General features: G+C 61.2%; 15 protein-coding genes and 1 pseudogene. 7 read left to right on the top strand and 9 right to left on the bottom strand.

Annotation, left to right across the window (positions count from 1 at the left end; all coding sequences use genetic code 11):
* Nucleotides 1-59 precede the first annotated feature (59 nt).
* Together WN982_RS32620 and WN982_RS32615 are read left to right on the top strand one after the other, a co-directional pair.
* The gene (locus WN982_RS32620; protein ID WP_341316150.1) at nucleotides 60-746 is read left to right on the top strand and encodes a heavy metal response regulator transcription factor; all 687 of its coding nucleotides are present in this window, start codon (nucleotides 60-62) and stop codon (nucleotides 744-746) included.
* Entirely contained in the window at nucleotides 743-2,203 is a 1,461-nt protein-coding gene (locus WN982_RS32615; RefSeq protein ID WP_341316149.1) for a heavy metal sensor histidine kinase, read from the top strand. Before WN982_RS32620 ends, WN982_RS32615 begins: the two co-directional genes overlap by 4 nt.
* Here the strand turns inward: WN982_RS32615 and dinB are convergent.
* From dinB to WN982_RS32595, 4 genes are all read right to left on the bottom strand, one after another.
* Nucleotides 2,170-3,336, bottom strand: a complete 1,167-nt coding sequence (dinB, locus tag WN982_RS32610; RefSeq protein WP_341316148.1) for a DNA polymerase IV — start codon at nucleotides 3,334-3,336, stop codon at nucleotides 2,170-2,172. The genes WN982_RS32615 and dinB overlap by 34 nt on opposite strands.
* 178 nt (nucleotides 3,337-3,514) lie before the next feature.
* Nucleotides 3,515-4,093, bottom strand: coding sequence for a YceI family protein (locus WN982_RS32605; protein WP_341316147.1), 579 nt, complete (start codon nucleotides 4,091-4,093; stop codon nucleotides 3,515-3,517).
* Between the two features lie 98 nt (nucleotides 4,094-4,191).
* Nucleotides 4,192-4,755, bottom strand: a complete 564-nt coding sequence (locus tag WN982_RS32600; protein ID WP_341316146.1) for a YceI family protein — start codon at nucleotides 4,753-4,755, stop codon at nucleotides 4,192-4,194.
* 85 nt (nucleotides 4,756-4,840) lie between these two features.
* Nucleotides 4,841-5,404, bottom strand: coding sequence for a cytochrome b (locus WN982_RS32595; RefSeq protein ID WP_341316145.1), 564 nt, complete (start codon nucleotides 5,402-5,404; stop codon nucleotides 4,841-4,843).
* A gap of 1,157 nt (nucleotides 5,405-6,561) precedes the next feature.
* Between WN982_RS32595 and WN982_RS32590 the strand changes: the two genes are divergently transcribed.
* Nucleotides 6,562-7,812 carry an arsenic transporter gene (locus WN982_RS32590; protein ID WP_341316144.1) on the top strand — a complete coding sequence of 417 codons (1,251 nt, stop codon included), beginning with the start codon at nucleotides 6,562-6,564 and terminating at the stop codon, nucleotides 7,810-7,812.
* A gap of 129 nt (nucleotides 7,813-7,941) precedes the next feature.
* Here WN982_RS32590 and WN982_RS32585 read toward each other — a convergent pair whose 3' ends face one another.
* Together WN982_RS32585 and WN982_RS32580 are read right to left on the bottom strand one after the other, a co-directional pair.
* Complete coding sequence (locus WN982_RS32585; RefSeq protein ID WP_341316143.1) at nucleotides 7,942-8,187, bottom strand: hypothetical protein; 246 nt, start codon at nucleotides 8,185-8,187, stop codon at nucleotides 7,942-7,944.
* Nucleotides 8,188-8,484: 297 nt separating this feature from the next.
* Nucleotides 8,485-8,691, bottom strand: coding sequence for a hypothetical protein (locus tag WN982_RS32580; protein WP_341319597.1), 207 nt, complete (start codon nucleotides 8,689-8,691; stop codon nucleotides 8,485-8,487).
* On the opposite strand from WN982_RS32580, the pseudogene WN982_RS32575 reads away from it, so the two are divergent.
* From WN982_RS32575 to WN982_RS32565, 3 genes and pseudogenes are all read left to right on the top strand, one after another.
* Nucleotides 8,648-9,005, top strand: a pseudogene (locus WN982_RS32575) (ATP-binding protein); the annotation flags it as partial. The gene WN982_RS32580 and the pseudogene WN982_RS32575 sit on opposite strands and share 44 nt — an antisense overlap.
* A gap of 180 nt (nucleotides 9,006-9,185) precedes the next feature.
* On the top strand, nucleotides 9,186-9,509 hold the full coding sequence (locus WN982_RS32570) for a metalloregulator ArsR/SmtB family transcription factor (protein WP_341316142.1): 324 nt from the start codon (nucleotides 9,186-9,188) through the stop codon (nucleotides 9,507-9,509).
* Nucleotides 9,502-9,951, top strand: coding sequence for an SRPBCC family protein (locus WN982_RS32565; protein WP_341316141.1), 450 nt, complete (start codon nucleotides 9,502-9,504; stop codon nucleotides 9,949-9,951). The genes WN982_RS32570 and WN982_RS32565 overlap by 8 nt, the downstream gene beginning before the upstream one ends.
* A 56-nt stretch (nucleotides 9,952-10,007) precedes the next feature.
* On the opposite strand, the gene WN982_RS32560 is transcribed toward WN982_RS32565, so the two are convergent.
* A complete protein-coding gene (locus tag WN982_RS32560; protein WP_341316140.1) occupies nucleotides 10,008-10,274 on the bottom strand; it encodes a hypothetical protein in 267 nt (88 codons plus the stop codon).
* A gap of 1,550 nt (nucleotides 10,275-11,824) precedes the next feature.
* Here WN982_RS32560 and WN982_RS32555 point away from each other — a divergent pair.
* Nucleotides 11,825-14,158 carry a bifunctional diguanylate cyclase/phosphodiesterase gene (locus WN982_RS32555; protein WP_341316139.1) on the top strand — a complete coding sequence of 778 codons (2,334 nt, stop codon included), beginning with the start codon at nucleotides 11,825-11,827 and terminating at the stop codon, nucleotides 14,156-14,158.
* Nucleotides 14,159-14,424: 266 nt separating this feature from the next.
* Here WN982_RS32555 and WN982_RS32550 read toward each other — a convergent pair whose 3' ends face one another.
* Together WN982_RS32550 and hpaI are read right to left on the bottom strand one after the other, a co-directional pair.
* Nucleotides 14,425-15,828: an IS4 family transposase gene (locus WN982_RS32550; RefSeq protein WP_341316138.1), complete on the bottom strand. Its 1,404-nt coding sequence runs from the start codon at nucleotides 15,826-15,828 to the stop codon at nucleotides 14,425-14,427.
* A 1,029-nt stretch (nucleotides 15,829-16,857) separates the two neighbouring features.
* Entirely contained in the window at nucleotides 16,858-17,661 is an 804-nt protein-coding gene (hpaI, locus tag WN982_RS32545) for a 4-hydroxy-2-oxoheptanedioate aldolase (RefSeq protein WP_341316137.1), read from the bottom strand.
* Nucleotides 17,662-17,663 lie beyond the last annotated feature (2 nt).

The following is a 17,663-nucleotide window of genomic DNA, read 5'->3' as shown; positions in this document are numbered from 1 at the left end:
GCCAGGCAGGAAAGATCGCGGCGAGGCGTTTCATATAATGCAGACACAAGGGGACGCGCATGAAATTGCTGATCGTTGAAGACGAGCATAAGGTGGTGGACTACCTGCGCTCCGGTTTGACAGAGCAGGGCTGGGTCGTCGACGTCGCGCTCGACGGCGAGGAAGGCATGCATCTGGCTACCGAATTCGATTACGACGTGATCGTCCTCGACGTGATGCTGCCCAAACGCGACGGCTTCAGCGTGCTGAAGGCGCTGCGGATGCGCAAGTCGACGCCGGTCATCATGCTGACCGCGCGCGATCATGTGAACGACCGCGTGCGCGGCCTGCGCGAAGGCGCGGACGACTACCTCACCAAACCCTTTTCGTTCCTCGAACTGGTCGAGCGGCTGCATGCATTGGCGCGCCGCACGCGCGCGCAGGAATCGACACTGATTTCCGTCGGCGACCTGTTCGTCGATCTGATTGGCCGGCGCGCGACCCGCGACGGCGTGCGCCTCGACCTGACCGCCAAGGAATTCCAGTTGCTTAGCGTGCTGGCGCGCCGGCAAGGCGACATCCTGTCGAAAACCGCGATTACCGAACTGGTGTGGGACGTAAATTTCGATAGCCATACGAACGTGGTCGAAACCGCGATCAAACGATTGCGCGCCAAGCTCGACGGCCCATTTCCGTCGAAGCTGTTGCACACCGTGCGCGGCATGGGCTACGTGCTCGAAGTGCGTGAAGAGGCCGAACTGCCATGAACCGTTCGATCGCCCGCCGCCTCGCGTTGATGTTCGCACTCGTCGCGCTGCTCGTGTTCACGCTGGTCGGAACAGGGCTGTTTCTGGTGTTGCGCACGCAACTCGAACGTCACCTGCGCGAGTCGCTCGACGGTCGCACGGAGGTCGCACGCATCATCGTTTATCACGCGGGGACGCCGGAAAAGTGGCGCATGGCGCGCGAAAAACTCACCGACATGACACCGCGCGACGGCAGCACGACGTATTCGGTGTCGAGCGCCGACCCGAATTTCCACTACGGCAAGCCCATCGAGGGGCCGGCGGTGAAGAGCTGGCAGGGCGGCTACGCGCGCGTTTCGCCAGTGGGCGGCGGCGCGGACATGCTCACCATTACGATGCCGATACCGGCTTACGGCGCGCGTCCGCCCGTGCAATTGCAGGTCGCCGCGAGTTGTTCGCCGAACGTGATCACCATGCGTGTGTTCGGTTTTGCGCTCGCCGCGCTGTCGGCGTTAGGCAGTCTGGCCGTGCTGTTGCTCAGTTACTCGGTGACGCGATTGGGCCTCGCGCCGTTGACGCGCTTGACGAGAGACGCCTCCGCGGTGAGCCCGAACAACCGTTCGCAGCGGCTGAATACCGCTTCGCTGCCGCTCGAACTGAACGACCTCGCCAACTCCTTCAACGGCGCGCTTGAACGGTTGGACGGCGCGTATGGCCGCCTCGAATCGTTCAATGCAGACGTCGCGCACGAATTGCGCACGCCGGTGACGATTCTGATCGGGCAAACCGAAGTGGCGTTGACGCGCAACCGCTCGGTCGACGATCTGCGCCATACGCTGCAATCGAATCTCGAAGAGTTCGAACGCATGCGCACGATCATCAACGACATGCTGTTCCTCGCCCGCGCCGATCAGGGCGAGCGGGCGACGGGTCTGGTCGAGTTGTCGCTGGCCGCGGAAGTCGCGCATACGCTGGAGTTTCTCGAGATTCCGCTTGAAGAAGCGCGCGTGCATGCGCAGTTACGCGGCGACGCAATGGCGCGCGTGAACCGCTCGCTGTTCGGCCGCGCGTGCACGAATCTGCTGATGAACGCGATCCAGCACTGCGCGCCCGGCGCGGCGATCACGGTGACGATCGCGCGTGAAGCGGATCAATTGAGGATAGCGGTGGCCAATCCTGGCGAGCCGATCGAGCCCGCGGTGCTTGAACATCTGTTCGACCGCTTCTATCGCGCGGAAGTGTCGCGCACCAATAGCCGCGAAAACCACGGGCTAGGTCTGGCGATCGTGAAGGCGATCGCGGAGATGCATCGCGGCACGGTGTCGGTGGAAAGCGCGCACGGCGTCAACACGTTTGCGTTTTCAATCGCGGCGTCGCGCACGGAGAGCGACCTGCCGGCGGCGCGCTTGAATGCCGGCGTGCCTGCTTCCTCTGAAACCACCAGTTACTCGTCGCTGGTAAAGGGTAAATCGGCCTGAACCGGCACACGCTGCTTCACGGGTTGCGCGTTGGCCGGCGTCAAAGCGCTCACGCGCACACCTAGCAGACGCAGCTTGCGGTTCAATTCCACCCGTCTCAGACATTCGGTCGCCGCGCGCCGTATCTCGGTCGCGTCCGCGGTCGGCTCGTCCAAGGTCAGATCGCGCGTGACCGTGCGGAAATCGTCATAGCGCAGCTTGATGCCCACGGTCCGGCCCACATAACCCTTGCGCACGAGGTCTTCTGCGACACGCACGCACAAGCTGGTAAACGAAGTAGACAGCGCCGGCCGGTCGTGACGCGGATGCAGATCGCGCTCGAAGGTTGTCTCGCGGCTCATCGACTTGGGCTCCGATTCGACGACCACCGGCCGCTCGTCGTAGCCTTGCGCGACTTGCGTGAGCCACGCCGAATAGCTGCGGCCGAAGTTGTCCTGCAACAGCCCCAGGTCCGCCGCCGCCAGATCGCCGACGGTGGTAAGGCCAAGCGCGGTCAGCTTTTCCGCCGCCTTCGGCCCGATCCCGTTGACCTTGCGCACCGGCAGCGGCCAGACCCGCAGCGGCACGTCGGCCGGCGTCAGAATCGTGAGTCCGTCGGGTTTGTCGAGTTCGGAGCCGATCTTCGCCAGCAGCTTGTTCGGCGCCACGCAGATGGAGCAGGTGAGGCCGGTTGCCTGATTGACCGCCTGCTTGATTTGCGCGGCAATCTCGCGCGGTTCGCCGGGCACCTCGGTGAGATCGATATAGATTTCGTCGATGCCGCGGTCTTCGATCCGGTCGGTAAACGTGGCGACCGCCGCTTTGAACAGGCGCGAGTAGTGGCGATAAGATTCGAAGTCGGTTGGCAGCAGAATCGCGTCCGGCGCGAGCATCGCGGCTTTCATCATGCCCATTGCCGAGAACACGCCGAGCGCGCGAGCTTCATAGGTTGAGGTGGTGACCACCCCGCGACCCGCGTAATCGCGCAAGCGCGCGAAGCGGCGCGTGCCGTCTTCCAGCGTTTGCGGCGCGCCGTTGCGGCCGCCGCCAATCACCACCGCCTTGCCGCGCAGTTCCGGATAGCGCAAAAGCTCAACCGACGCGTAGAACGCGTCCATGTCCAGGTGCGCGATGCGGCGGCTTGCAGAACTCATGGATGGCGGAAACGGGTATCAGCAGCGGGGCAGGAACGTCAGCGCCTCGCTGGTGCTGCCCCGCGTATGGCTCGCTGCGTCGGGCGTCCGGACGCGTTTGGAATGATTCGCCGCGCGCCGGATGCCAAACCATAATAGTACCTTGCTCCGCCTGGGCAAGGCACCGTGCTGCTGACGATTACTGCTTGATGCCTTCAGCCTGGATATTCAGCGTGGTCAGCATCTTGAAGCCGTAGGTCTTGCCGAAGTCGACGCCGAAGTCGTCGCGATTGAACGTCGCGGTCGATTCCGTGCCGCACACTTCGCGCTTGAGCATCGGGTTCATGAAGCACTTGAACGATTCGATTTTCAGGTTGACCGGCTTGGTCACGCCATGCAGTGTCAGCGTGCCGATCACTTCCACCGGCTTGTCGCCGTCGAAGCGAATCTGCGTGCCCTTGTAGGTCGCGGTCTGGAACTTCGCGGCGTCGAAGAACTTGTCCGTGACCAGTTCCGAGTCCAGCTTGTCGTTGCCAATATCCACCGAGCTCATATCGATCGTCACGTCGACCGTGCCGGTCTTGGCCGCGCGATCCAGCACCACGGTGCCGCTGCTCTTCTTGAACTTGCCGCGCCAGATCGACAAACCGCCGAAGTGGTCGGTTTCGAAGCTCGGGTACGTGTGCGTCGGGTCGAGCTGATACGTATCGGTGGCCATTGCGTTGAACGACAGGGCTGCGGCGAGCGCGCCGGCGGCGAGCAAAAGTTGTTTCTTCAAGTTCTTCTCCAGGTGATTCAAAAAAATGCGTCTAAAGATGCTTCAAAAGAGACTTCTTTGGAGGCGCTAAAAAGTGCGGGGTCGCTTGTTTGCTTCAGTTATTTCTTCGAAGCGACGATATGGAATTTGATGACGACTTCGTCGGCGACGACCGACGTGTCTTTCCATTCGCCGGTGCCGACATCGAACTGCGAGCGTTTGATCGGCAATGAGCCGTCGAAGGTTTGCGTCGTGCCTTGGCTGGCGATCGTGACCGGCACCACGACCGTTTGCGATTTGCCCTTGATCGTGAGCTTGCCGGTGATCTTGTACTGATTGCCGCCGGCCGGCGCGATCGCGCTCGACACGAAGGTCGCGGCAGGATAGGTCGCACTATCAAACCATTCCTTGCCTTGAGCCTGCTTGTTGTAGTCGTCGGCGCCGAGGTCGTAGCTGCCGGTATCGATCGACACGTTGGCGCTGCCGACGGTGGGCTTGGCCGGATCGAAATTCAGCTGCGCCGAGAACTTCTTGAACTTGCCGTCCACAGGTACATTCATCTGTTTGGTCGTTGCGATGACGCTGCTTTTGCTCGCGTCGACATCGGCGTGGGCGAGGCTGGCGCCGAGCAAGGACAGGGCGGCGACGCCGGCGAGAATCGAGTGATAAAGGTTTGATTTCATAGTGGTACGCATCCTATCGAACCCGCGCGCGTTGATTGAACACCGCTGGGAATTAGATTGCCAACATGCTGGAGCGAATCGCTCCTTACTTGAGGAACGGAATCATGCGCGCGAGCAGTCCGTCGCGATCGACGAACTGATGCTTGAGCGCCGCCAGCACGTGCATGACGACCAGTGCCAGCAGCGTGTAATTGAGCAGCACGTGGACGGTGCGCAGCGTGGCTTTGAGCGCCTGATCCGGGCCGATGAGGGTGGGTAGCGGCACGATGCCGAGATAGACGACCTGAATGCCGGCGGCGGAGCTATAGAGGTAGCCGGACAACGGAATCGCGAGCATCAGCAGGTAGAGCACGCCGTGCACGAGATGGGCCGCAGCCTTCTGCCACGTGGGCGTGGCGCTGTGCAGCGCCGGCGCGCGGTGGGTGGCGCGCCATAGGACGCGTGCTATGGCCAGTACGAATACTGTGACGCCGATCCACTTGTGCCAGGAGAAATACTTCAGCTTGGTGGGCGTGAAGCCGGGGATGTCGGTCATGATCCAGCCGATATAGAACGCGCTGGCGATCAGCAGCGCGATTAGCCAGTGGAGGGCGATGGCTGGCGTGCTGTAGTGGGTTATGTCCGAAGGACCGGAGTTTGGGTTTTTCATGCTTACCTGGTGTGAGGCGCTGTAGCGTGTGCTGCGTGCCGCGTGCTTTTTGCTTCGTGCGAATGCGGATAGTAGGTAAGACAATGAAAACTGAATAGGAGGGTGGGGGAGAACAGATTGTTGTCGTAGTGAAGGTAATTGGGGTTTTTGCCTGCTCGGCGCTTTTTGGCTGTGTGCCCGCGATGGTGGCCTTTCCCTGATTTCTTAGTGGTTTATTAGCGTTGCCCCTGTACGGGGCAGGCACTTACTTTCTTTGCCCACCAAGTGGACTTCCTTCGGGGCGCCGCCGCAAAGAAAGTAAGCAAAGAAAGCGGCTTCACACCGCTAATTCTTAAGCGGGTCCCGCGGCTTGGAGGAGGCAGTGGAGCATCTGGAATCGGTGTCCTCGCACACTCCGCCCTGGTGACAAGGCAGTCATTCTTCCGGCGGCACTGCGCGCGCCGTGGCGGTACTTCCCAACACCGATAGCAGATAGGCGCCTCCGGCGTCATTTTTCCGGCCTCGCACTGCGTGCTCGCTGGAACGGTCTGCAGGGAAACCAGGGGCTTTGTTTTGGTTTGGTGGGGGCCATCGGCTTCGCCTCGGCGAGATGTCCAAGTGTGCGAGTGCAAACCACCAGTGCGAGTGAGACGCTAGCGCCTCGGTGAGGCAGGGGGACATGAGGACGAGCCACCGCAGGCACCGAAAAAGTGCCGGACGAAACGCAGCCGCGAGCTACGCTAACGCAGCAAATACAAGCCGTTGCACCTGAGCAACCGCAGGCGCGAAAAGCGCCCGACGGTTTTATGAAGTACCGCTGCGGCGCGCGCAGCGCCGCCGGAAGAATGACTGCCTTGTCACCAGGGCGGAGTGTGCGAGAACACCGATTCCAGATGCTCCACTACCTCCTCCAAGCCAGGGGACCCGCTTAAGAATTAGCGGTGTGAAGCCGCTTTCTTTGCTTACTTTCTTTGCGGCGGCAAAGAAAGTAAGTGCCTGCCCCGCACAGGGGCGACGCTAATAGACCACGAAGAAATCAGGGAAAGGCCAACCCCGCAGGCACACAGACAAATGCCACCGCCAAAGGCAAAAAGCACAAAACCAACACCGCAGGCATACAGACAACATCAGGTATGCTGCCGCATCCACCCCAAATCGCCACGCGTCAAACCACCATAGTGAGTACCCTATTTCTCTCCTGGGGCATCGCCGCAGCCGCCACGGCCGGCGTCATTTCCCGGCCATTCAAATGGCCTGAAGCCATCTGGGCCGTAGCCGGCGCGCTACTGCTAGTCTCACTCAGACTATTGCCGGTCGACCTGGCCATCCAGGCCATAGAAAAAGGCACAGACGTCTATCTGTTCCTGTTCGGCATGATGGCGCTGTCCGAAGTCGGCCGCCGCGAAGGCCTGTTCGACTGGGTCGCCGTGCTGGCGGTCAACCACGCGAAGGGCTCGCCAAGAAAATTGTTCCTGCTGGTCTATCTGGTCGGCGTGGTCATCACCGCATTCCTCTCCAATGATGCCGCCGCAGTAGTCCTCACCCCCGCGGTGTTCGCGGCCGCCAGGAAAGCAAAAACGCATCCTCTGCCGCTGTTGTTCGTGTGCGCGTTCATCGCGAATGCCGCCAGCTTCGTGCTGCCGATCTCGAATCCGGCTAACCTGGTGCTATACGGCAACCACACGCCCGCACTCGGCCCCTGGCTGATGCGCTTCACGCTACCGTCGCTGCTGTCGATCGCCGCCACCTACGTCCTATTGCGCTGGACCCAGCGCGAGGCACTCGCCGGCGTTTGCGAGGCGGATCTCGAGCCGCTCGAGTTGTCGTCGAGCGGACGCGTCGCGCTCGCGGGCATCGCGGTCACCGCCGTCGTCTTGCTGACGGTCTCCGCGTACAATATCCCGCTCGGCTTGCCCACCGCGATACTCGGCGCGCTGACCGCCACGGTCGTGCTGATTCAGGAGCGCAAGTCGCCGCTGCCACTGGTCAAAGAAATCTCGTGGAGCGTGCTGCCGCTGGTGGCGGCATTGTTCGTGCTGGTCGAGATGCTCGATCACACAGGCGTCATCACAACGCTGGCAAGTGCCGTGCAACGCGCGACGCAACACAGCGAACTGGCGACGGCGGCATCGGCCGGCGGCATCGTCGCGATCGCCAGCAATCTGATGAACAACTTGCCGGCCGGTCTGATCGCAAGCTCGACCGTGATGCAGGCGCACAGCCCCGAACGTGTGATCGACGCGCTGCTGATCGGCGTCGATCTGGGCCCGAATCTGTCGATTACCGGCTCGCTCGCGACAATCCTCTGGCTCAACGCGATTCGCCGCGAAGGCGAAGACGTGAGCTTTATGAAGTTCCTGAAAGTCGGCGCCGTGGTGATGCTGCCGGCCCTCGCGCTGGCGCTCGCCGCGCGGATTTTGACCGGTTGACAGGAGCCGGGTCCTGCTCGCCCTCGTCCAGATGCGGCTGGCCGCTGCCGGCATCTTGCAAGCGCGCGGCGGCGGCGTTGAAGACGGTTTCGTCAGGTATGTCTTCGTGTTTCTTCTTTAAGGCGTCGGTCATGGCCGCGTGCCAGTCGAACGCAGCGGTAGCGCGGTGTTCTCCGTTTCAGCAGACTGTTCGAGCGCATGCAGCGCCGCTTCGAGCCGCGCAAGACGCTCGCACTGCGTCGGCATCAGCCACGGCTTCGGAAACTTGCTGAGGCGATTGCGCCAATACGAAAGTGGAATGCGATCGTTGGTGGAAATCAGCTCGAACACGAATTCGAGGTGGACAATCTCTTTGTCAATGTCTTGATAGCTCATCTAACGTTCCAGTAAGTGGATCGGCAACAAGGCGGTGCGCCATGCGGGTGCCGCCGCGTCATTTGGCTGTCGGCAATAAAACGGAGCGGACCGCACTTATATTCCCGTTCGTAAACCCGCTTCCTCGGGTATCCGCTCGGCAGACGGGTGTTTCGCAGACCGATACGCTGCGGGCGGGACGCCCGGCAGTTCGGCCGACGCGTCCAGCGGCCGGACGCGCCCCGTGCAAAAACATGTAGCAAGGCGCGTTCCGCGCACCCGCTAGCGGTGAGCTAACGGTTTGCTTTCGGTGTGCCGTTACTTGTCCGATGTATCGCTGCCGTTCAGTTCGGGCGGTTGCCCATAGCGCAGGATCGTGAGTGCGCCGGGCGCGAACCTCACCTGGCGGGTGGCTTCTTCGAGCAAACCCGATGGTTTGTCGAGCGGTTCGTCGCTCAATTGGAAACTGCCCCAGCGGATGGCGCTGGCGAGCCTGCCTGCTGTTGCGTATCGGCCGATCAGCATGATGCGGCTCCTGATGAACCTGATGCAGAACGCGGTCGTGTACGGCGGCGCGGGGCTCGCGGTGCGCAGTTGGGCGACAGCCGATGCGGTGTATGTGGCAGTCGGCGATCGCGGCAAGGGTCTTTCGTCAGAGGAGTTGGCGCAGTTGAAGGCGCCGTTTCAGCGTGGCCGCAATGCGCACGCGTAGCGGCGGCACCGGCCTCGGGCTGGCGATTGTCGAACGGATCGCGCGGCTGCACGGCGGCAATTTGCAGTTTCATGCGCGCGAGGGCGGCGGGGTGGAGGTGTGGGTGGTGTTGCCGCTTGCGGGGTAAGGCGCGTAGGGCAGAGGGCGTGCAAGCCTCACGAAGCCGGCTTGCTTGCGCTTCTATAGGTGTCTTGTCTCAACTGGAGACTCGCCCCAGTTGTTGTGTGAGTACGGCGCGATGACCCGACGCCAAGGCCGCACCCACATTTTTCCTTGACATGCAACCAAATGGTTGCATAATGAAGAAATGAACGACGACGCGGTGTTTCGGGCTTTGGCGGACGCAAGCCGTCGGCGCTTGCTGGACAGCTTGCATGAAGAAAATGGCCAGACGCTAGGCGAACTGTGCCAGGGCCTGGATATGACGCGCCAGGCCGTTGCGAAGCATCTTTCGATCCTTGAAGAGGCGAACCTTGTTTCGTGCAAGCGTCAAGGCCGGGAGAAGCTGCATTTCATCAATCCTGTTCCGATCAATGAGATCGCGGAGCGCTGGATCGGCAAGTTCGAGCGTCCGCAGTTAAGCGTGCTGTCCGATCTCAAGAGGACCCTTGAAGGAAACGATCATGACTAGCAAGGCCGCTTCAACGTTTGTCTATGTCACCTTCATCCGCACGACGCCCGAGCAGCTCTGGTCGGCGCTGACGAGTCCCGAGTTCACGAAGCAATATTGGTTCGGTGTGCATCACGAGACTGACTGGAAGGCCGGTTCGTCATGGAAGCTGGTTTTCCCCGACGGCCGAGTTGCCGATACCGGCGAGATCGTGGAGATCGATCCGCCGAGGCATATGGTTCTTAGATGGCGCAACGAGTTCAGGCCGGAGTTGAAGGCCGAGGGCTATTCGCGGTGCGTGATCGACGTAGAAGCGGTGGGCAATGCAGCCAAGCTCACGATCATGCACTCGTTGGACAGAGAGGATTCGAAGTTCATCGACGCTGTGTCCGGCGGTTGGCCGCGCATTCTTTCCAACCTCAAGTCACTGCTTGAGACGGGTGAAGTCGCGTTGCCGAGCTAGGAGAATTTCACCGGTCGTTCGACTCCCGGTTCGCCAGTGCGCCTATCCCAACCCGATCAGTTTCTATCCAGCCACGCATCCAGGCCGACCCGGAACGCCACACCGGCGATAACCGGCACAGTCATCATCAGGATGACGCCGAAATTGGGAACGGGGTCGCCGTAAGCGATCGGCTCGTATAGCACGAGACCTGAGACGATTGCGAACACGATTAAGCCGACGGCGACCATTAGAAGGTTGCGTACCGCGATGGGCAGTGGTTTGCGTTTTGACAGGTTGTCCGCGGTGCTGGCAGATGGGACTTTTTCGGGTTCGGCAGGCATGGTGGTTCTCGGTACTTTAGGCAGCCGCGATTGTGCTCGCTGCAGCGGTAATTGTAGGCTAGAAGTGAGGGTTTTTTTGCGCGTAGCGGTTGATTGGGGTGTTTGCCTGCCCGGCGGTTTTTTCTGTTTTTTTTCTGTATGCCTACGGCGGTGGCTTTTTCTCTTTTTATTGGTTTATTAGCGTTGCCCCTGTGCTGTTTGCCTGCTCGGCGCTTTTTAGCTGCGTGCCTGCGGCGTTGGCCTTTCCTTGATTTGTTAGTGGTCTATTAGCGTCGCCCCTGTGCGGGGCAGGCACTTACTTTCTTTGCCCACCAAGTGGACTTCCTTCGGGGCGCCGCCGCAAAGAAAGTAAGCAAAGAAAGCGGCTTCACACCGCTAATTCTTAAGCGTGTCCCCTGGCTTGGAGGGCGGAGTGGAGCATCTGGAATCGGTGTTCTCGCACACTCCGCGCCGGTGACAAGGCAGTCATACTTCCGGCGGCGCTGCGCGCGCCGTGGCGGTACTTCAAAAACCGTTGGGCCCGTTGGGCGCTTCCGGTGCATGCGGTTGTGCAAGCGTAAAGGCTTGCCTTTGCTGTGCTAGCGTAACTCGCGGCTGCGCTCCTTTGCTCCGTTGGCGTAACTCGTGGCTGTGTTTCGTTCAGCGACGTGGTCCGCACTCCCACAATTCAACGCCTCGCCGAGGCGAAGCCAACGGCACCCACCGCGCACAAACGAAGCCCCTGGTTTCCCTTGCAGACCGTTTCGACGAGCACGCAGTGCAAGGCCGGCAGGATGATGCCGGAGGTGCCAATCTGCGATCGGTGTTGGGAAGTACCGCCACGGCGCGCGCAGCGCCGCCGGAAGTATGACTGCCTTGTCACCAGGGCGGAGTGTGCGAGAACACCGATTCCAGATGCTCCACTACCTCCTCCAAGCCAGGGGACCCGCTTAAGGGTTAGCGGTGTGAAGCCGCTTTCTTTGCTTACTTTCTTTGCGGCGGCAAAGAAAGTAAGTGCCTGCCCCGCACAGGGGCGAAGCTAATAGACCACTAACAAATCAAGGAAAGGCCAACACCGCAGGCACACAGACATAAGCGCCGCGCAGGCAAAAACAACAACCGAGTCAGACCCCAATAACCCTTAAACCTCAACAACTTGCGAGCCAAGCGAGCACCTTATCCACAGTGTTGTTAACAAAAACTGGGGATAACTCAAAAAAATCCTGGGCAACGCCCGATCAGCACCCGAAAGGTCAATTCGACAACGACAGATACGGCGAGCTTAGCGGCGTCGGCAGAAACGGCAGCAAGCCGTTTTGCTTGCTGAAGATGCATTGCACATACACCGCGGAGAGTCACTCGCGTTCACTTCGCGAAAGCCGGGTGGCGTCACGCCGGTGTCGTTCCGACCGGCAAACGTTTGCCGGCACGGTGTGTCGAGGTCTCCTGGCTGTGATCGATGACAGCAGCGCCGCGCCTCACGCCCATTTGAGCGGAAGGGATAAACATTTGTCAGACGGTTGCCGTTATACATTGGCAGCGTGACCGGAACCCGCCTGATAACTATCAATATGCTTTCCACCTCGACGAAGCAAATGGCCGATTCCGGCTTGCGCGAGCGTTTCCATCGACGATCGCTGGAACACCAACGCCCGCTTTCGACGGTCACGATGGCGTTTACCGTGGTCGCGTTCCTGTGCTTCGTGGGGGCGCGCAACTTTGTCGGCGGACCGGCGTTGCCGCTGCCGTACCGGCTTCTTTGCGCACTGGTGCTCGGCCTGCTGGTGCTGGCGATTCCGCGCGCAGCGACAACCTTTGTATTCGGCGCGATCGGCGTGGCGTATTCGCTGGTGCTGGCGGTGGGTCTCGCGCTGAACGTTTCCGGGGTCGATCAGCCGTTGCTCTGGGCGCTGCCCGCCGTGGTGGTGATACCGATCTGCGCAGCGCCGTTGTGGCTCACGCCGACGCATTTTCTGGTCGGCAGCGCGCTCTTCTACGCGACGGCGCTCGCCTTGCTGTTTGGCGGGCCGAGCACGCATGACGTGAGCGTCGTGACATGGATGTGGATCGTGGCGATCGGCATGCCGACTTCCGTTGTGTTTCACTTCGGCTTCTACTGGTTCCGGCGCAACCACTTCCTGCTCGAGAGTCAATTGGCGCAACTCGCCGCGACCGATCCGCTGACCGGGCTGCAAAACCGTCGCGCGTTCGTGAAGCAGGCTGAGCGCCGCCTTGAAGCCATGACACCCGATGCGCGAGTCAGCGCGATTTTTCTCGACATCGACAGTTTCAAATCGCTGAACGACCGTTTCGGTCATGCGGTCGGCGACCATGCGCTGCATCAGATCGCCCAGGCGCTGATGGAACAGACCACTGCGGAAGAAAGCGTAAGCCGGATCGGCGGCGAGGAGTTCGCGGTGCTGCTGCGTGACGGCCTTCCCGGCGCGCTCGCACTGGCCGAGCGTTTGCGCGGCGCGATTGCCGCGCTCGAGCGCCCCGATGGCTCGCTGACCGCGAGCTTCGGCGTGGCCGAACACCGCAGCGGCGAAAGCATCATGATGCTGCTCGACCGCGCCGACGAAGCGTTGCTGCGCGCCAAGCACCTGGGCAGAAACCGCGTATGCGCCGAACGCGCGCTGCCGGGCGAGGCACTGCAATTCGCGTCCGACGCGGCGCATGCAGCAGGCGGGGCGGCACCGCCCAGGTTGAAATGGGAAGACTATTACCTGACCTCGCATTTCCAGCCGCTTTACAGCTTGTCGCACCAGAAGCAGGTGGGTTTTGAGGCGTTGCTGCGCGGCGAGCAGGCCGACGGCACGCTGGTGCCGCCGGCCGTGCTGTTTGCGCCGAACCCTGGCAACGACGAAGGCGCGCTCGATCGCGCGAGTCACGCCGTGCATCTGGGCAATGCGCACAGGTCGCTGCCTCCGGGTGCGTGGCTCTTCCTCAACATTCTGCCGGCCACGTTCATCGCCGAAGGTTATGCCGATCAGCTCGCGACGATTGTGCGGACGGTGGGGCTCGAACCGGAGCGGGTGATTCTCGAGATTCTCGAGTCGCATGGCGGCAGCGTCGATGAAATGTCGCGGGCGGCGGCCTTGTACCGCGAGCACGGTTTCCTGATCGCCGTCGACGATTTCGGCGCGGGTCAATCGAATCTCGACCGGCTGTTCCGGATCCGGCCGGATCTCGTCAAGCTCGACGGCGAACTGATTCGCGCGACGAGTCCCGGTACTGAGCAGCCGATTTTGCCGAAGCTGGTATCGCTGCTGCATCAGGCGGGGATGCTGGTGGTGGTGGAAGGTGTCGAAACGACCGAGGAGTTGATTCTCGCGGTCGCGTCGAATGTGGATTTTGCACAGGGATATTTGCTCGGGCGGCCGGCTGCCGAGATGGCGCCCCCGGAGTCGGTGCGGCGGCGGATCGACGATGCGTTCGATGTGATTGCACAGGGGCGTGCGCATCAGCATGCTTTGTTCGAGTCAGAGGTCGAGCCTTATCGGTTGGCTTTGAGCCGGGCGGCTGATGAATTGATTGCCGGCGTGGTGATGGATGAGGCGTTTGCTTTTCTCGCTACGTTTGAGCGATGTGTTAGCTGTTTTATTCTGGATGATTCGGGGCGGCAGGTCGGGTCTGAAGTGCCCGGACCAGCGTGGAGTAGTGATGCGGCTTCGCTGCATCCTGTTGCTAATCCGCGTGATGCTCGGTGGGATCATCGGCCTTATTTTAGGAATGCGGTTTTGTTGCCTGGTGTTCCGGTGGCGAGTAATCCTTATCTTTCTTTGGCCAGTGGCCGGCCTTGTATTGCTGTTACTTTGGCTGTGCAGTTGGCCAAGGAGCGGTCTGTTGTTGGGGTCGAGTTGGATTGGTCTTCTGTGGGGTTGCCTTGGCCGGCAAGTGATTAGGGGTTTTTTTTGCGCGTAGCGACTGATTGGGGTGTTGGTCTTTGGTTTTGTTTTTTTGCCTTTCGCGGCGCTTATGTCTGTGTGCCTACGGCGTTGGCCTTTCCTTGATTTCTTAGTGGTCTATTAGCGTAGCCCCTGTGCGGGGCAGGCACTTACTTTCTTTGCCGCCGCAAAGAAAGTAAGCAAAGAAAGCGGCTTCACACCGCTAACCCTTAAGCGGGTCCCCTGGCTTGGAGCTCAGGATTACCCACATCTCGTGATGTGAATCACCCGTCCTGGCTAAAGATCCGGTACATCTCGGTGATTTCGTGAAGGACCAGGAACCCTCGCCACATGACGGTGGGCCCGGGCGGGTGATCATGCTTACGGTTCAGATAACCGCCGAGTTTGGCGATCCACAGTACGACTTCGCCTAGCGAAGGCGTTGCCACCGGTGGTTTTGAGGTGCGGTTGGCGCGGCAGTAAAGCGCGCGCCATTCGTCGGGCTGAAGTAGCACTTCACACGACAGATCCGGGTCGGCCCGACCCAGCAGCGTGGCGTACATGATTCGCCAGCTGATCACTGCAAATAGCGCGGTCGCGCGGACGAACCGTTCAAGATTGCCGAACTGGCGCGCCTCGATCCGACAGCCGCTTTTGAGCACACGATGCCACGATTCGATCGTCCAGCGACGTGCATACCATTCGAGTCGTTCAAGTGCATCGCTCAGCGTGAGCGTGGGCACAGAGCTGAGCAGCATCCACTCGAGCGGCTCGACGCCCGCTGGCGGATCGGTTTCAAGTGCGTGGATTGCAAACACATCCACCGGGGTGAGCCGGGCGCGCCCGGTGCCTTTGGTCGACGGTCTGGGTGGTGCAATCAGGCTGACCTGCGTGCAACGCAGCGTCAGACGCGCAGTGCGCCGGGCCATGTTGCGGTGTGCCGGCAACTCCAGTTCGATCTCGCCTGATGGGGCGCTCGCCGTCACCGTGTCCCAGAGATAACGCTCGGGGTGCGCCGTCCGACGGTCCCATGCCGCACGAATGAGCCAGTCTACGCCAGCAGGCCGCTCGGCCACGAACACTTCATAGACGTCGCTTTCGCGGTCGCCCACGCCCACCATGCGCGTATCGGGACATCGGGTCTTAAGGGCTGCCAGATGGTTCAGACCCTCAACCCATTTAACGCTTTCCTTGTCATTGAAGTCGCGCTTTGAGCGTTGACGCCTGCGGCCCAGATCTGCGTCATCGCGCACCCACGTCTTCATGCCCAGCACGCCGAGCGGCAGGCCTTCCGGTGTCACGGCCAGCAGGCTGTGCAGCATGAAGCCGCGCGACTGGTTGCCCGTGCCGTAGCCCAGGCCTTCGGTCGCGCCCAGATGCGTCAGGTTGAATTCGGTTGTGTCCTGCACCGCGAGCACGACTGGCACCTGGGTCATGCGCTTGAGCGTCTGGTCTACGTGAGGTGCAAGCACACCGTCCGTATCGACCTGGTCGTTATCGAAGAAGCGATAGGCCGCCTTGAGTTCGGCGGCATCCATGGAGCGTGGAAACGAGCAGTCCGGTGTGCTGGCAAGCCGGCGTGCCAGTGCAACGAGCCGATTCGTCAAACGGGCATCGCCCAGATTTGCCGCACCGAATTCGATGTCGGCCCAGTCGTCCTGGTCATCCTGATTCTCGGTCGAAGGCAATTGCGTCTGGTTCCTGTGGCGGTGCCTCAAGTTAACACCACCTCAAGCTGTTTACAAGCGCTATCCCGGCACAGATGTGGGTAATCCTGAGGGCTTGGAGGAGGTAGTGGAGCATCTGGAATCTGTGTTCTCGCACATTCAGCGCTGGTGACAAGGCAGTCATACTTCCGGCGGCGCTGCGCGCGCCGTGGCGGTACTTCCCAACACCGATGGGGCATGTGTGCCTTCGGCATCATCCTTCCCGCCTCGCACTGCGTGCTCGCCGGAACGGTCTGCCAGGGAAACCAGTGACTTCGTTTGCGCGCGGTGGGGGCCATCGGCTTCGCCTCGGCGAGGCGCCCAAGTGTGCGAGTACGAGCTACCACTCCGAGTGAGACGCTAGCGCCTCGGCAAGGCATGGGGGGCTTGAGGGCGAGCGGCGAGCCACCGCAGGCACCGAAAAAGTGCCGAACGAAACGCAGCCGCGAGCTACGCTAACGCAGCAAACACAAGCCGTAACACCTGAGCAACCGCAGGCACAAAGAGCGCCCGATGGTTTTATGAAGTACCGCCGCGGCGCGCGCAGCGCCGCCGGAAGGATGACTGCCTTGTCACCGGGGCGGAATGTGCGAGAGCACCGATTCCAGATGCTCCACTACCTCCTCCAAGCCAGGGGACCCGCTTAAGAATTAGCGGGGTGAAGCCGCTTTCTTTGCTTACTTTCTTTGCGGCGGCGCCCCGAAGGAAGTCCACTTGGTGGGCAAAGAAAGTAAGTGCCTGCCCCGCACAGGGGCGAAGCTAATAGACCACTAAGAAAACAAGGAAAGGCCAACACCGCAGGCACACAGCCAAAAAGCGCCGAGCAGGCAAACAGCACAAGGGGGAACGCTAATAAACCAAAAAGAAGAGAAAAAGCCAACGCCGCAGGCGTACCACCAAAACCGCCGGGAGGGCAATCAGATCAAGAACAGCCCAACGCCGTAGCCAACACTACGACGCGGTGAGGCACAATCTTCGCGCCAATGCAGAACGGCTGCAAGTTACGCGCCATCAGTAACCACCCGTTACCGCCGTAGCCACTCCCGCAGTTTTCTTATACGACGCCGCCAGCTCCGCCGCCGCGCGGCTCAACAACCCGGTGTCCGTCCCCACCGCCACAAACGTCGCGCCTGCCGCCAAATACTCAGCGGCAATTCCCGCGTCCGGTGCCAGCACGCCCGCCGCCTTGCCCGCGTTCCGGACGGTCCTGATGCCGTTGCAAATCGTCTCGCGCACCCGCGCATCGCCCGGTTTGCCCAGTAACCCCATCGAAGCGCTCAAGTCCGCCGGTCCGAAGAACACGCCGTCGACACCTTCCACGCCCGCGATCGCCGGCAGATTTCCAATCCCCGGAACCGTCTCAACCTGCACCAACACACATAACTCCTCCGCCGCAATGTTCAGATAGTTCGGTATCCGGTTCCATCGCGACGCTCGCGCCAGCGCGCTACCCACGCCGCGAATCCCCTGCGGCGGATAGCGTGTTGCCGCCACCGCGTCAACCGCTTGCCCGGCCGTGTCTATCATCGGTAACAACAAAGTCTGTGCGCCAATGTCGAGCAGTTGCTTGATCAGCGCGCTGTCGCTACGCACCGGGCGTACCACAGGGTGCGACGCGTATGCGGCCACCGCCTGCAATTGCGCCAGCGTGCTGCGCACATCGTTCGGTGCGTGCTCGTTGTCGATCAGCAGCCAGTCGAAGCCGGCAGTCGCCAGCAATTCGGTCACGTAGGCATCTGCGAGCGCGGCCCATAGGCCGAATTGCGGTTTGCCTTCGGCCAAGGCGCGCTTGAAACTGTTTTGCGGTAGAGACATGT

Origin of the sequence: Paraburkholderia sp. IMGN_8, assembly GCF_038050405.1 — a bacterium.
Taxonomy (GTDB): domain Bacteria; phylum Pseudomonadota; class Gammaproteobacteria; order Burkholderiales; family Burkholderiaceae; genus Paraburkholderia.
Note: the sequence above shows the minus strand (reverse complement) of the source record. Positions and strands in the feature narration are given on the sequence as shown.